A 12,705-nucleotide genomic window follows, 5' to 3' on the forward strand; every position below is an offset into this window, starting at 1 on the left:
TAGGAGAGGCTCTGATTGGAGAGGACATCGCGCTGAAGGAAGTGGCTGATGACGCTTGGGAACTGTACCTTTGCAGCCACTGTTTAGGCAGGCTTGAAAGCGGCGCCAAACGCGTTTCAAGCCTGTAGAGGTGTAAACGATGTCCCCGGTCTAATTTGTAAAGGATGTACCGGTCTCTACAGTGAGGGGGTAAAGCCCTTGATCTTAAATGCGGAAACTACCCACCAACTGCTTCAACCGCGCCGCCTGCTGCTCAAGATCCGAGCACGCCCGCAACGTCGCCTGCAAGTTCTCCACACCTTCCTGATTCAGCGTGTTGATCTCGTTGATATCGACATTGATCGACTCGACCACCGCCGTCTGCTCTTCAGTCGCGGTGGCCACCGACTGGTTCATGCCGTCGATTTCGCCGATACGCTGAGTCACGCTGCCCAGACGTTCGCCGGCCTGGTTGGCGATGCCGACACTGCTTTCACTCTCACGCTGGCTCTCGGTCATGATGCTGACCGCCTGACGCGCGCCGACCTGCAGCTCTTCGATCATCTTTTGCACTTGCTGCGCCGAATCCTGGGTGCGGTGCGCGAGGTTGCGCACTTCATCTGCGACCACGGCGAAACCACGCCCGGCTTCACCGGCACGCGCTGCTTCGATCGCCGCGTTGAGCGCGAGCAGGTTGGTCTGCTGGGAAATGCTGGTGATCACTTCGAGAATCTGACCGATGTTCACCGTGTTGCTGTTCAGGGTTTCGATGTTGCCGCAGGAATCGCTGATCTTCGCCGACAGCTGTTGCATGGCCTGGATGGTTTTATCCACAACCTGCTGACCGTCGACCGCGAGGCTGCGGGCATCGCTGGAGTGCTGCGAGGCGAGGGCGGCGTTCTGGGCGATTTCCTGCGCGGCGGCGCCGAGTTGGTTGATCGCGGCGGCGACGCTGTTGGTACGGCTGGACTGCTGATCGGAGTTGTACATCGACGAGTTCGACGCCGCGACTACGCGCAGGGCGACTTCGTTGACCTGGCCGGTGGCCGAAGACACTTCACGGATCGAGGTGTGAATGCGCTCGACGAAACGGTTGAACGAGGTGCCTAGCGCGCCGAATTCGTCGTTGCCGTGGATCACCAGGCGTTTGGTCAGGTCGCCTTCACCTTCGGCGATGTCGTGCATCGCGCGGCCCATGGTCAGCAACGGTTGCATCAGCACGCGAATGAGCATGCCAAGCAGGGCGATGATGATCACCACGGCAATAACCATGGCGATCAGCGCCGAGGTGCGGAATTCGCTGAGCATCGCGAACGCGGTGTCCTTGTCCAGCACCAGCGCCACGTACCAGTCGGCCGATGGCACGCCGTTGATGTGGGTGAAGGAGATCAGTTGGGTCTTGCCGTCGAACTCGACTTCTTTCAGACCCGGGCTGACTTTCGGCGCACCATTGGGATAGGCCTCGGCAAGGGTCTTGAGTACCAGTTTGCTGTCCGGGTGGATCAGGATCTTGCCGTCGGCACTGACGATGAATGCGTGACCGTGGCCACCGAAGTTCAGCGAGTTGATGATTGCGCTGACGCTGGTCAGGTCGATGTCGGCACCGGCGACGCCGAGCATCTGCCCCTGGCGCTGAACAGGTGTTGCGACAGTGATCACCAGTTTGCCCGAGGACGCGGCGATGTACGGTTCGGTGACGATGGTCTGTTGTGCGCTGTTTGCCGCTTTGTACCAGCCACGTGCACGCGGATCGTAATCCGGCGCGCGATTGCCGGCCGGCACCGAGAACATCACGCCGTCAGCGCCGCCGAAATAGCTGAGCTGGAAATTGCCGGTGTAGGCGGGCAGGTCGATGATGCGTTTCAGGCTGGCGGGGGCATTACCGTCGACGGCGACTTGCTGCGACAGCGATTGCAGCAACTGAATGCGGCTTTCCAGCCAGGTCTGGATGTTGCTGGTCGTCAGGCTGCCCAGCTCCTGCATCGAGGCTTCGGTGCTGCTGTTCAAGGCTTCGCGCTGTCGATAGTCGTTGAAGAAAATGAAACAGGCGAACGCAACGGCCACCACGAGGGCGGCAGCCAGCAAGATCTTGTGGCTGAATTTCATGTTTCTGGTCATCGAATGAACTACCGCGAAGGGACTGGTCAAGAAAGGGCGGCAATTTGCCACACTTGGGGGCTTTGCGCTGCTTTTATGTCGACCGCGTTGCGCCAAAGATTAGGCGTCTCTGGCGAAAGGCGACGAAATGCTCGATAGCCCTACAAAGTGTCTGATTTATCGGCAAATGCCAGACGGGCGGCCTGATAAATAGCCGTTCGGCCACGGAACCAGATGAGGGTTTTCTCTTCTAAGCTTCTGGTTGGCACCATGCCATCCCCCCTCGTTCCAGGAGTTACACCATGTCGCTGCGATCTCTCGCCCTTCTGTCGTTTTGCGTGCTGTTGGCCGCATGCAGCAAGGTCAATCAGGAAAACTATTCGAAGCTCTCGGCCGGTATGGCCAAGGCCGAAGTCGAGACTTTGCTCGGCAAGCCCACCGATTGCTCGGGCGCGCTCGGCATGTCCAGTTGCACTTGGGGCGACAAGAACAGCTTTATCAGCGTGCAGTACGCCGGTGACAAAGTGCTGATGTTTTCCGGCCAAGGCCTGAAGTAAACCGGGGCTTCGCGCCCACGGAGAAGAAAAATGAAGCGGTTATTGCTGATCCTTTTTGCCGGCCTGGTACTGGCCGGCTGCGCCACTTCCGGCGTCGACCCGTTGGCGCCGAAAACCGTCAACAGCGTCAATCTCAAGCGCTATCAAGGCACCTGGTACGAGCTGGCGCGCTTGCCGATGTACTTCCAGCGCAATTGCGCACAGTCCGAAGCCCATTACACCCTCAAGCCTGACGGCAATGTCGCGGTGCTCAATCGCTGCCTGACCCCGGACTGGCAGTGGGAAGAGGCCAAGGGCACGGCTTATCCACAGGTGCCGGGCAAGACCGACAAACTGTGGGTCGAATTTGATACCTGGTTCTCGCGTCTGATTCCGGGTGTGGCGAAAGGTGAATACTGGGTGTTGTACGTCAGCGATGACTACAAGACCGCCATCGTCGGCGACCCGAGTCGCAAGTACATGTGGTTGCTGTCGCGCACACCGACCGTCAATGGTGTTGTGCGTGAGGAGTTGCTGAGCAAGGCACGTCAGCAGGGCTATGACACGACGCGATTGATCTGGCGCGCGTCGGATCGGCAGATGGCCAAGACTTCGAACTGAAGAACACCACAAACCCCCTGTAGGAGTGAGCCTGCTCGCGATAGCGGTGTGTCAGCCATGAATATGTGACTGATACACCGCTATCGCGAGCAGGCTCACTCCTACATTGGGTTATGTGTGTCAGCCTAAAAGGTCACGCAGGACCTGGGTGAAGGCGCGTGCACTGTCTTCTTCGCCAGCATGCCGGCCATCACGCACAACCCATTGGCCATTGACGAGCACATCGCGCACCTGACGATCGCCCCCGGCAAACAACCAGCGATTCAAAATCCCGTCACCTGTGGCGGTCGCCAGATACGGATCGTTGCCATCGAGCACAATCCAGTCCGCACGCTTGCCCACTTCCAGCGCACCGATCGGCTGCCCCAACGCTTGCGCGCCGCCTTCCAGCGCCGCGTCATACAGCGTGCGCCCGACCATCGGTTGATCCGCGCTATACAAGCGATTGCGCCGCTGATCGCGCAGGCGCTGGCCGTATTCCAGCCAACGCAATTCTTCGACCACGCTCAGTGACACATGGCTGTCGGAACCGATGCCCATGCGTCCGCCCTGCGCGAGGAAGTCCACCGCCGGGAAAATCCCGTCGCCCAGATTAGCCTCCGTGGTCAGGCACAGGCCGGCAATGGCGCGACTCTTGGCCATCAGCGTGACTTCTTCCGGATTGGCGTGAGTCGCGTGGACCAGGCACCAGCGCTGATCGACTTGGGTATTTTCGTAGAGCCATTGCAAAGGGCGACGACCGCTCCAGCTCAGGCAATCGTCGACTTCTTTTTGCTGCTCGGCGATGTGGATGTGCACCGGGCATTGCTTGTCGCTTGCCGCCAATACTTCACTGATTTGTTGCGGCGTGACCGCACGCAACGAGTGGAAGCACAACCCCAGCGATTGCGCCTTTTGTTGCGCCAGTAACGGCTGTAAGCGCGATTGCAGGTTCAGGTAATTTTCAGTGCTGTTGATGAAGCGGCGTTGGCCGTCATTCGGCGTCTGGCCGCCGAAACCAGAGTGGCTGTAGAGCACCGGCAACAGGGTCAGACCGATGCCGCTTTCACTCGCAGCCTGGCTGATGCGCAAGGCCAGTTCAGCCGGATCGGCGTAAGGCTGACCATTGCTGTCGTGGTGCACGTAGTGAAATTCAGCGACGGAGGTATAACCGGCCTTGAGCATTTCGATGTACAGCTGACGGGCAATCACGCCGAGTTGATCCGGGCTGATTTTTCCGACGAGCCGATACATCAGATCGCGCCACGTCCAGAAACTGTCATTCGGATTACCGGCCACTTCAGCCAGACCCGCCATCGCCCGCTGGAAGGCGTGGGAGTGCAGATTCGGCATGCCCGGCAGCAGCGGGCCGCTCAGCCGTTCGGCGCCGTCTGCGGTGGAATCGGCCTGAATCTGGGTCAGCAGGCCATCGGCGCTGACCTCAAGACGTACATTGTTGGCCCATCCGTTAGGCAGCAGCGCGCGTTCAGCAAAGAAGGCGGACATGGTTCAGCACCCCATCGTGTGTTATTTGTATATACATATACAGACGTTTGCCTGCCCGGTAAACTCCGGCAAGCTAGCCACTTTCACCAATGAACAGGGATCAACCGTGCCGACTCCGCCTCCAGTCTCCCCGTTGGCCGCGAACATGGGCGACAGTCCGGCGCCCTTGTACGCCCGCGTCAAACAGATGATCACCCAGCAGATCGACAGCGGAAACTGGCCGCCGCACTACCGCGTGCCGTCCGAAAGCGAGCTGGTCAATCAGCTCGGTTTCAGCCGCATGACCATCAACCGCGCCCTGCGCGAGATGACTGCTGATGGTCTGTTGGTGCGCATGCAAGGCGTCGGCACCTTTGTCGCCGAACCGAAGAGCCAGTCCGCGCTGTTCGAAGTGCACAACATCGCCGACGAAATCGCCTCCCGTGGCCATCGCCACACCTGCCAGGTCATCACTCTTGAAGAAGAGGCTGCCGGTTCCGAGCGCGCGCTGGCGCTGGACATGCGTGAAGGGCAGAAGGTATTCCACTCGCTGATCGTGCATTACGAAAATGATATTCCGGTGCAAATCGAAGACCGTTTCGTCAACGCACTGGTCGCGCCGGAATACCTCAAGCAGGATTTCACTCTGCAGACGCCTTACGCGTATCTCAATCAGGTGGCTCCGCTGACTGAGGGCGAGCACGTGGTTGAAGCGATTCTGGCCGAGCCCTCCGAGTGCAAGTTGCTGCAGATTGAAAAGGGCGAGCCGTGCTTGCTGATTCGTCGTCGCACGTGGTCGGGACGCCAGCCGGTTACCGCTGCTCGACTGATTCACCCAGGTTCCCGTCATCGTCTGGAAGGACGCTTTCATAAATGACTCAAGTGAAGGTTTTACGCGCCGAAGGCTACCCGCGCATGCCGTGGAAAAACGGTGGCGGCAGCACTGAAGAAATCACCCGTGACGCGGGTGCCGGTCTGGACGGTTTTGGCTGGCGCCTGTCGATTGCCGACATCGCTGAGTCGGGCGGTTTTTCGACGTTCGCCGGTTACCAGCGGGTGATCACCGTGTTGCAGGGTGACGGCATGACCTTGTGCGTTGACGGCGACGATACGCGGCCGCTGTTACCGCTCGACCCGTTTGCTTTTAGTGGTGAGAGCCAGGTGTCGTGCACGCTGCTCGGTGGCGCGATTCGCGACTTCAATCTGATCTACGCGCCACAGCGTTACAGCGCGCGCTTGCAGTGGCTGAATGGCGAGCAGCGCTTCTTCAGCTCGGCGGGGACGGTATTGGTGTTCAGTGTCAGTGAGCTGTTGGACGTTCAGGTCGGTGACACTGCATCGCAACTCGGTCGCCATGATTGCCTGCAGTTGGACGGTAACGCCGGGTTGGTCGAAGTCTCCGTCAATGCGGGTTGCTGCGTCATTGAACTGACTGCACGCTGATTCCGAAATCTTAAAAGATCGCAGCCTTCGGCAGCTCCTACAGGGTGTACATCAAACCCAATGTAGGAGCTGCCGAAGGCTGCGATCTTTTGCTTTTGGGGTGTTCCCAACCCACGCACCAACTTGTTACCGAACGCCCCAGCGTGGCGCAAAATCACGCTCTCGTAACAATCCCCCAACTCCCCAGAATACGCCCGCAAAAAATTTCATCCACGCCAGAACCCTCGATTCAGGCGCCCTCCAGCCCTGTCCGCAATTTTTCTTGAACGACCCTCCAACAAGTTGGCCGCTTGATTGCATATGCTTGTATGTACAAGTAAAGACGTATGCGTATGAGTTGTTCGAGACTCTCCGCAGCGTCCACTGATTCGCTTGTCGCGCATTGATGCACGCAGGCTGCTTGCCCACTGCCAGGGTTGGTTTGAATTGATCGCTGAGGAGTCTTTTTCGTGACTGACAATAAGCCTACAAAGTTTCGCAACGTTGAGATCCGCGCTGCCCGCGGCAACAAGCTGACCGCCAAGAGCTGGCTGACCGAAGCGCCGCTGCGCATGCTGATGAACAACCTCGACCCGGAAGTCGCCGAGAACCCCAAAGAGCTGGTGGTTTACGGTGGTATCGGTCGCGCTGCGCGTAACTGGGAGTGCTACGACAAGATCGTCGAAAGCCTGACCAATCTGAACGACGACGAGACCCTGCTGGTGCAATCCGGCAAGCCGGTCGGCGTGTTCAAGACCCACACTAACGCCCCGCGCGTACTGATCGCCAACTCCAACCTGGTGCCACACTGGGCGAGCTGGGAGCACTTCAACGAACTCGATGCCAAAGGCCTGGCCATGTACGGCCAGATGACCGCCGGCAGCTGGATCTACATCGGCAGCCAGGGCATCGTTCAAGGCACCTACGAAACCTTCGTTGAAGCCGGTCGCCAGCACTACAACGACAACCTCACCGGCAAGTGGGTCCTCACCGCCGGTCTGGGCGGCATGGGTGGTGCGCAACCGCTGGCGGCAACCCTCGCCGGCGCTTGCTCGCTGAACATCGAATGCCAACAAGTCAGCATCGATTTCCGCCTGAAAAGCCGTTACGTCGACGAGCAGGCCAAAGACCTCGACGACGCTCTGGCGCGCATCGACAAATACACCAAAGAAGGTAAAGCGATCTCCATCGCGCTGCTGGGTAACGCTGCAGAAATTCTCCCGGAACTGGTCAAGCGCGGCGTGCGCCCGGACATGGTCACCGACCAGACCAGCGCCCACGACCCGCTCAACGGTTACCTGCCGGCGGGCTGGACCTGGGACGAATACCGCGCTCGCGCCAAGACCGAACCGGCCGCTGTAATCAAAGCCGCCAAGCAGTCGATGGCGGTGCACGTCAAAGCCATGCTGGAATTCCAGAAGCAAGGCATCCCGACCTTCGACTACGGCAACAACATTCGTCAGATGGCGCAGGAAGAAGGCGTCGAAAACGCGTTCGACTTCCCGGGTTTCGTACCGGCTTACATCCGTCCGCTGTTCTGCCGTGGCATCGGCCCGTTCCGTTGGGCGGCGCTGTCGGGTGATCCGCAAGACATCTATAAAACCGACGCCAAGGTCAAAGAGCTGATCCCGGACGACGCTCATCTGCACAACTGGCTGGACATGGCCCGCGAGCGCATCAGCTTCCAGGGTCTGCCGGCGCGTATCTGCTGGGTCGGTCTGGGTCTGCGCGCCAAGCTTGGTCTGGCCTTTAACGAAATGGTCCGCAGCGGCGAGCTGTCGGCGCCGATCGTGATCGGTCGCGACCACCTCGACTCCGGCTCGGTCGCTAGCCCGAACCGTGAAACCGAATCGATGCAGGATGGTTCCGACGCTGTGTCCGACTGGCCACTGCTCAACGCGCTGCTGAACACCGCGAGCGGCGCGACCTGGGTTTCCCTGCACCACGGCGGCGGCGTCGGCATGGGCTTCTCGCAGCACTCGGGCATGGTGATTGTTTGCGACGGTACGGACGAAGCGGCCGAGCGTATTGCGCGCGTACTGCACAACGACCCGGCCACCGGTGTCATGCGTCACGCCGATGCCGGTTACCAGATCGCCATCGACTGCGCCAAGGAACAGGGGCTGAACCTGCCGATGATTACCGGTAAATAAATGCAAAACCCCTGTAGGAGTGAGCCTGCTCGCGATGAGGCCGGCACAGTCAGCAAATTTGCTGACTGACACACCGCAATCGCGAGCAGGCTCACTCCTACAAAAGCAAAAGCCAAAAAAGAACAAAACCCGGAACAATCCACAGAGGTTGAATCATGGCTGTTAACACCGATCGTGCAGGCAACAAACCGTTGATCGAGAGGCGTTCGATCGACTACATCCCGGAAGCGGAAAGACACGGTCGTCTGTTTAGCCAGTTCACCCTGTGGATGGGTGCCAACCTGCAAATCACCGCGATTGTCACCGGGGCCTTGGCCGTGGTGCTGGGCGGGGATGTGTTCTGGTCGTTGATTGGTTTGTTGATCGGCCAACTGCTCGGCGGCGGGGTGATGGCGTTGCACGCTGCGCAAGGGCCGAAACTGGGTCTGCCGCAGATGATTTCCAGCCGCGTGCAATTCGGCGTTTACGGCGCGGCAATCCCGATCGTGCTGGTGTGCCTGATGTACCTGGGTTTCACCGCGACGGGCACCGTGCTTTCCGGTCAAGCGTTGGGTCAGTTGTTTAACGTCAGTGACAGCGTCGGCATCCTGATTTTTGCCAGCGTCATCGTGCTGGTGACGGTACTCGGTTATCGGGTGATCCACTGGATCGGCCGTGTTGCCAGCGTGATTGGCGTGATCGCTTTCGTCTTCCTGTTCTGGCGCCTGATGAGCCAGACCGACGTCGGCGCACTCCTGCAAATTCGTCATTTCAGCTGGAGCAGCTTCCTGCTCGCGGTGTCGCTCGCGGCCTCCTGGCAGATCGCTTTCGGCCCCTACGTGGCTGACTATTCCCGTTACCTGCCGAGCAACACCTCGGCGGTAAAAACCTTCTTTGCCGCCGGTGCCGGTTCAGTGGTCGGCGCGCAAGTGGCGATGATCCTCGGTGTGTTCGCTGCGGCTTCGGCCAACGGCCAGTTCGCCGGTCATGAAGTCGCCTACATCGTCGGTCTGGGCGGCACCGGTGCCACCGCCGCGCTGCTGTACTTCAGCATCGCGTTCGGCAAGGTGACCATCTCGACGCTGAACTCCTACGGCAGCTTCATGTGCATCGCGACCATCATCAGTGGTTTCAAAGGTCACCTGACCGTTACGCGCATGCAGCGTCTGGTGTTCGTGCTGGTGATTGTCGGCGCAGCGACCCTGATTGCGCTGCTTGGTCAGCACTCGTTCCTCGGTGCGTTCAAGTCTTTCATCCTGTTCCTGCTCGCGTTCTTCACACCGTGGAGTGCGATCAACCTGGTGGATTACTACTGCATCACCCGCGAGCGCTACGACGTGCCGGCGCTGGCCAATCCGAACGGTCGCTACGGGCGCTGGAACCTGCTCGGCATCAGCGTCTATGTGTTCGGCGTGTTGGTGCAGTTGCCGTTCATCTCCACCAAGTTCTACACCGGCCCGCTGGTGGCGGCCCTCGGTGATGTGGACATTTCCTGGATCATCGGTCTGGTGCTGCCGGCTGCCGTCTACTACGTGTGTGCAAAAAAATGGCACAGCGCGGTACCTGATCAACTGATTCTGCCGGTCGAGCAGAACAGCGTTGTACCACCTGAAAAAAGTGGGGCCGGGCGCGCTGCGGCGCAGGCCTGATTGGACGTGGACAGGGCTGGATGCCTCTTGACTGCCGTAAGCCAATTCATGATTAGGAGCGTCGAAACAATGAAATCGAACAAGACCCTGCTCACCACACTGCTGTCCATGGGCCTGCTGGCCAGTGCCGGTGCGACCCAAGCCGCTGGCTGGTGCGAATCGGGCAAGCCGGTGAAATTCGCCGGCCTGAACTGGGAAAGCGGCATGCTGCTGACCGACGTGCTGCAAGTGGTGCTGGAAAAAGGTTACGACTGCAAGACCGACAGCCTGCCGGGCAACTCCATCACCATGGAAAACGCCCTGAGCAGCAACGATATTCAAGTGTTCGCCGAAGAGTGGGTCGGCCGCAGCGAGGTCTGGAACAAGGCCGAGAAGGCCGGCAAGGTTGTCGGTGTCGGCGCTCCGGTCGTGGGCGCGGTAGAAGGCTGGTACGTGCCGCGTTACGTGATCGAAGGCGACGCCAAGCGCAAGCTTGAGCCGAAGGCCCCAGACCTGAAAAACATCGCTGACCTAGGCAAATACGCCGCCGTGTTCAAGGACGCCGAAGAGCCGTCCAAGGGCCGTTTCTACAATTGCCCGGCCGGCTGGACTTGTGAACTCGACAACAGCGAAATGCTGAACAGCTACGGTCTGGAAAGCAGCTACACCAACTTCCGTCCGGGCACCGGCCCGGCGCTGGATGCGGCGGTGCTGTCGAGCTACAAGCGTGGCGAGCCGATCCTGTTCTACTACTGGTCGCCAACCCCGCTGATGGGCCAGGTGGATCTGGTCAAGCTCGAAGAAAAACCGGGTGTCGACAAGACCGTAAGCATCAAGGTCGGCCTGTCGAAGACCTTCCACGAGCAAGCCCCGGAACTGGTGGCCGTGCTGGAAAAGGTCAACCTGCCGATCGACCTTCTGAACCAGAACCTGGGCCGCATGGCCAAGGAACGTATCGAGTCGCCAAAACTGGCGAAAATCTTCCTCAAGGAACATCCTGAGGTCTGGCATGCGTGGGTCAGTGAAGACGCTGCCAAGAAAATCGACGCGGCGCTGTAGGTCGATACCTCCCGGTCAACCGTGAGGCTGGCCGGGAGATATGCCGTAAACGCTTGATTGAGATTTCTGATTGAGAGCCGCTTATGTTTCCCGAAAGCTTTACCTTTTCCATCGCCGACTGGGTCAACGGTTGGGTCGATTCGCTGGTCACCAACTACGGTGATGTGTTCCGCCACATCTCTGACACGCTGCTCTGGGCCATCGTCAACCTCGAAGGCCTGCTGCGTGCGGCGCCGTGGTGGTTGATGCTGGCGATCGTCGGTGTCGTCGCCTGGCACGCCACGCGCAAAGTGGTGACCACGGCGGTCATCGTCGGTCTGCTGTTCCTCGTCGGCGCCGTTGGCCTGTGGGACAAGCTGATGCAGACACTGGCGCTGATGATGGTCGCGACGATCATTTCGGTGCTGATCGGCATCCCGCTGGGGATTCTCTCGGCGCGCAGCAATCGCCTGCGTTCGGTGCTGATGCCGCTGCTCGACATCATGCAGACCATGCCCAGCTTCGTGTATCTGATCCCGGTGCTGATGCTGTTCGGTCTGGGCAAGGTCCCGGCGATTTTCGCCACGGTGATCTACGCCGCACCGCCGCTGATTCGCCTGACTGATCTGGGCATTCGCCAGGTCGACGGCGAAGTGATGGAAGCGATCAACGCGTTCGGCGCCAACCGCTGGCAGCAACTGTTCGGCGTGCAACTGCCGCTGGCCCTGCCAAGCATCATGGCCGGGATCAACCAGACCACCATGATGGCCCTGTCGATGGTGGTGATCGCTTCGATGATCGGTGCCCGAGGTCTGGGTGAAGATGTGTTGGTGGGGATTCAGACCCTCAATGTCGGGCGTGGCCTCGAAGCCGGTCTGGCGATCGTGATTCTCGCAGTGGTCATCGACCGCATTACTCAGGCGTACGGTCGGCCACGGCATGAGGTGAGCAAATGAGCAACGCAACCGTGAGCAAGATCGAAGTCAAAAACGTCTTCAAGATTTTCGGCAACCGCGCCAAGGATGCACTGGCGATGGTCGGCCAGGGCAAGACCAAGGATCAGGTGCTGAACGAAACCGGTTGCGTGGTCGGCGTTAACGATCTGTCGCTGAGCATCGGCACCGGCGAGATCTTCGTGATCATGGGCCTGTCCGGCTCGGGCAAGTCGACGCTGGTGCGCCACTTCAACCGGCTGATCGACCCGACCAGCGGCGCGATCCTCGTCGACGGCGTGGACATCCTGCAATACGACATGGACGCCCTGCGCGAATTTCGCCGGCACAAGATCAGCATGGTGTTCCAGAGCTTCGGCCTGCTGCCGCACAAGTCCGTACTCGACAACGTCGCCTATGGCCTGAAAGTGCGTGGCGAGAGCAAGCAAATGTGCTCGGAGCGCGCGCTGCACTGGATCAACACCGTGGGCCTGAAGGGCTACGAAAACAAATACCCGCACCAGCTCTCCGGCGGCATGCGCCAGCGTGTCGGCCTGGCCCGCGCCTTGGCGGCGGACACCGACATCATCCTCATGGACGAAGCGTTCAGTGCGCTGGATCCACTGATCCGCGCGGAGATGCAGGACCAGTTGCTGGAGCTGCAAAAGACCCTGCACAAGACCATCGTCTTCATCACCCATGACCTCGATGAAGCGGTGCGTATCGGCAACCGCATTGCGATTCTCAAGGATGGCCGGCTGATTCAGGTCGGTACGCCGCGCGAGATTCTGCACTCCCCGGCGGATGAGTACGTTGACCGGTTTGTGCAGCGGCGGGCGGCGGTGGTTTAGATAGA

11 protein-coding genes and 2 pseudogenes are annotated in these 12,705 nt (G+C 59.7%); 10 read left to right on the forward strand and 3 right to left on the reverse strand.

Annotation, left to right across the window (positions count from 1 at the left end):
* Positions 1 to 128, forward strand: a pseudogene (locus H8F23_RS29340) (IS481 family transposase); the annotation flags it as partial.
* A gap of 76 nt (positions 129 to 204) precedes the next feature.
* Here the strand turns inward: H8F23_RS29340 and H8F23_RS29345 are convergent.
* Together H8F23_RS29345 and H8F23_RS29350 are read right to left on the reverse strand one after the other, a co-directional pair.
* On the reverse strand, positions 205 to 969 hold the full coding sequence (locus tag H8F23_RS29345) for a methyl-accepting chemotaxis protein (RefSeq protein WP_371748298.1): 765 nt from the start codon (positions 967 to 969) through the stop codon (positions 205 to 207).
* 93 nt (positions 970 to 1,062) lie between these two features.
* Positions 1,063 to 2,097, reverse strand: a pseudogene (locus H8F23_RS29350) (HAMP domain-containing protein); the annotation flags it as partial.
* Between the two features lie 281 nt (positions 2,098 to 2,378).
* On the opposite strand from H8F23_RS29350, the gene H8F23_RS22330 reads away from it, so the two are divergent.
* On the forward strand, positions 2,379 to 2,633 hold the full coding sequence (locus H8F23_RS22330) for a lipoprotein (RefSeq protein ID WP_034152995.1): 255 nt from the start codon (positions 2,379 to 2,381) through the stop codon (positions 2,631 to 2,633).
* 30 nt (positions 2,634 to 2,663) lie between these two features.
* Entirely contained in the window at positions 2,664 to 3,233 is a 570-nt protein-coding gene (locus H8F23_RS22335; RefSeq protein ID WP_093430049.1) for a lipocalin family protein, read from the forward strand.
* A gap of 120 nt (positions 3,234 to 3,353) precedes the next feature.
* Here H8F23_RS22335 and H8F23_RS22340 read toward each other — a convergent pair whose 3' ends face one another.
* On the reverse strand, positions 3,354 to 4,718 hold the full coding sequence (locus H8F23_RS22340; RefSeq protein ID WP_194935797.1) for a formimidoylglutamate deiminase: 1,365 nt from the start codon (positions 4,716 to 4,718) through the stop codon (positions 3,354 to 3,356).
* 145 nt (positions 4,719 to 4,863) lie between these two features.
* Between H8F23_RS22340 and hutC the strand changes: the two genes are divergently transcribed.
* The 7 genes from hutC to H8F23_RS22375 all read left to right on the forward strand — a co-directional run bounded on the left by hutC (position 4,864) and on the right by H8F23_RS22375 (position 12,700).
* On the forward strand, positions 4,864 to 5,574 hold the full coding sequence (hutC, locus tag H8F23_RS22345; protein WP_163013658.1) for a histidine utilization repressor: 711 nt from the start codon (positions 4,864 to 4,866) through the stop codon (positions 5,572 to 5,574).
* Positions 5,571 to 6,140: a HutD/Ves family protein gene (locus H8F23_RS22350; RefSeq protein WP_194935798.1), complete on the forward strand. Its 570-nt coding sequence runs from the start codon at positions 5,571 to 5,573 to the stop codon at positions 6,138 to 6,140. The genes hutC and H8F23_RS22350 overlap by 4 nt, the downstream gene beginning before the upstream one ends.
* 449 nt (positions 6,141 to 6,589) lie before the next feature.
* A complete protein-coding gene (hutU, locus tag H8F23_RS22355; protein ID WP_194935799.1) occupies positions 6,590 to 8,272 on the forward strand; it encodes a urocanate hydratase in 1,683 nt (560 codons plus the stop codon).
* Positions 8,273 to 8,427: 155 nt separating this feature from the next.
* The gene (locus tag H8F23_RS22360; protein WP_093430053.1) at positions 8,428 to 9,900 is read left to right on the forward strand and encodes a purine-cytosine permease family protein; all 1,473 of its coding nucleotides are present in this window, start codon (positions 8,428 to 8,430) and stop codon (positions 9,898 to 9,900) included.
* Positions 9,901 to 9,969: 69 nt separating this feature from the next.
* Complete coding sequence (locus tag H8F23_RS22365; protein WP_194935800.1) at positions 9,970 to 10,938, forward strand: ABC transporter substrate-binding protein; 969 nt, start codon at positions 9,970 to 9,972, stop codon at positions 10,936 to 10,938.
* Between the two features lie 83 nt (positions 10,939 to 11,021).
* Positions 11,022 to 11,873: an ABC transporter permease gene (locus H8F23_RS22370; protein ID WP_007949591.1), complete on the forward strand. Its 852-nt coding sequence runs from the start codon at positions 11,022 to 11,024 to the stop codon at positions 11,871 to 11,873.
* Positions 11,870 to 12,700, forward strand: a complete 831-nt coding sequence (locus H8F23_RS22375) for a quaternary amine ABC transporter ATP-binding protein (RefSeq protein WP_123449374.1) — start codon at positions 11,870 to 11,872, stop codon at positions 12,698 to 12,700. Before H8F23_RS22370 ends, H8F23_RS22375 begins: the two co-directional genes overlap by 4 nt.
* The last annotated feature ends 5 nt before the right edge of the window (positions 12,701 to 12,705 follow it).

This window comes from Pseudomonas neuropathica, assembly GCF_015461835.1.
Lineage (GTDB): Bacteria > Pseudomonadota > Gammaproteobacteria > Pseudomonadales > Pseudomonadaceae > Aquipseudomonas > Aquipseudomonas neuropathica.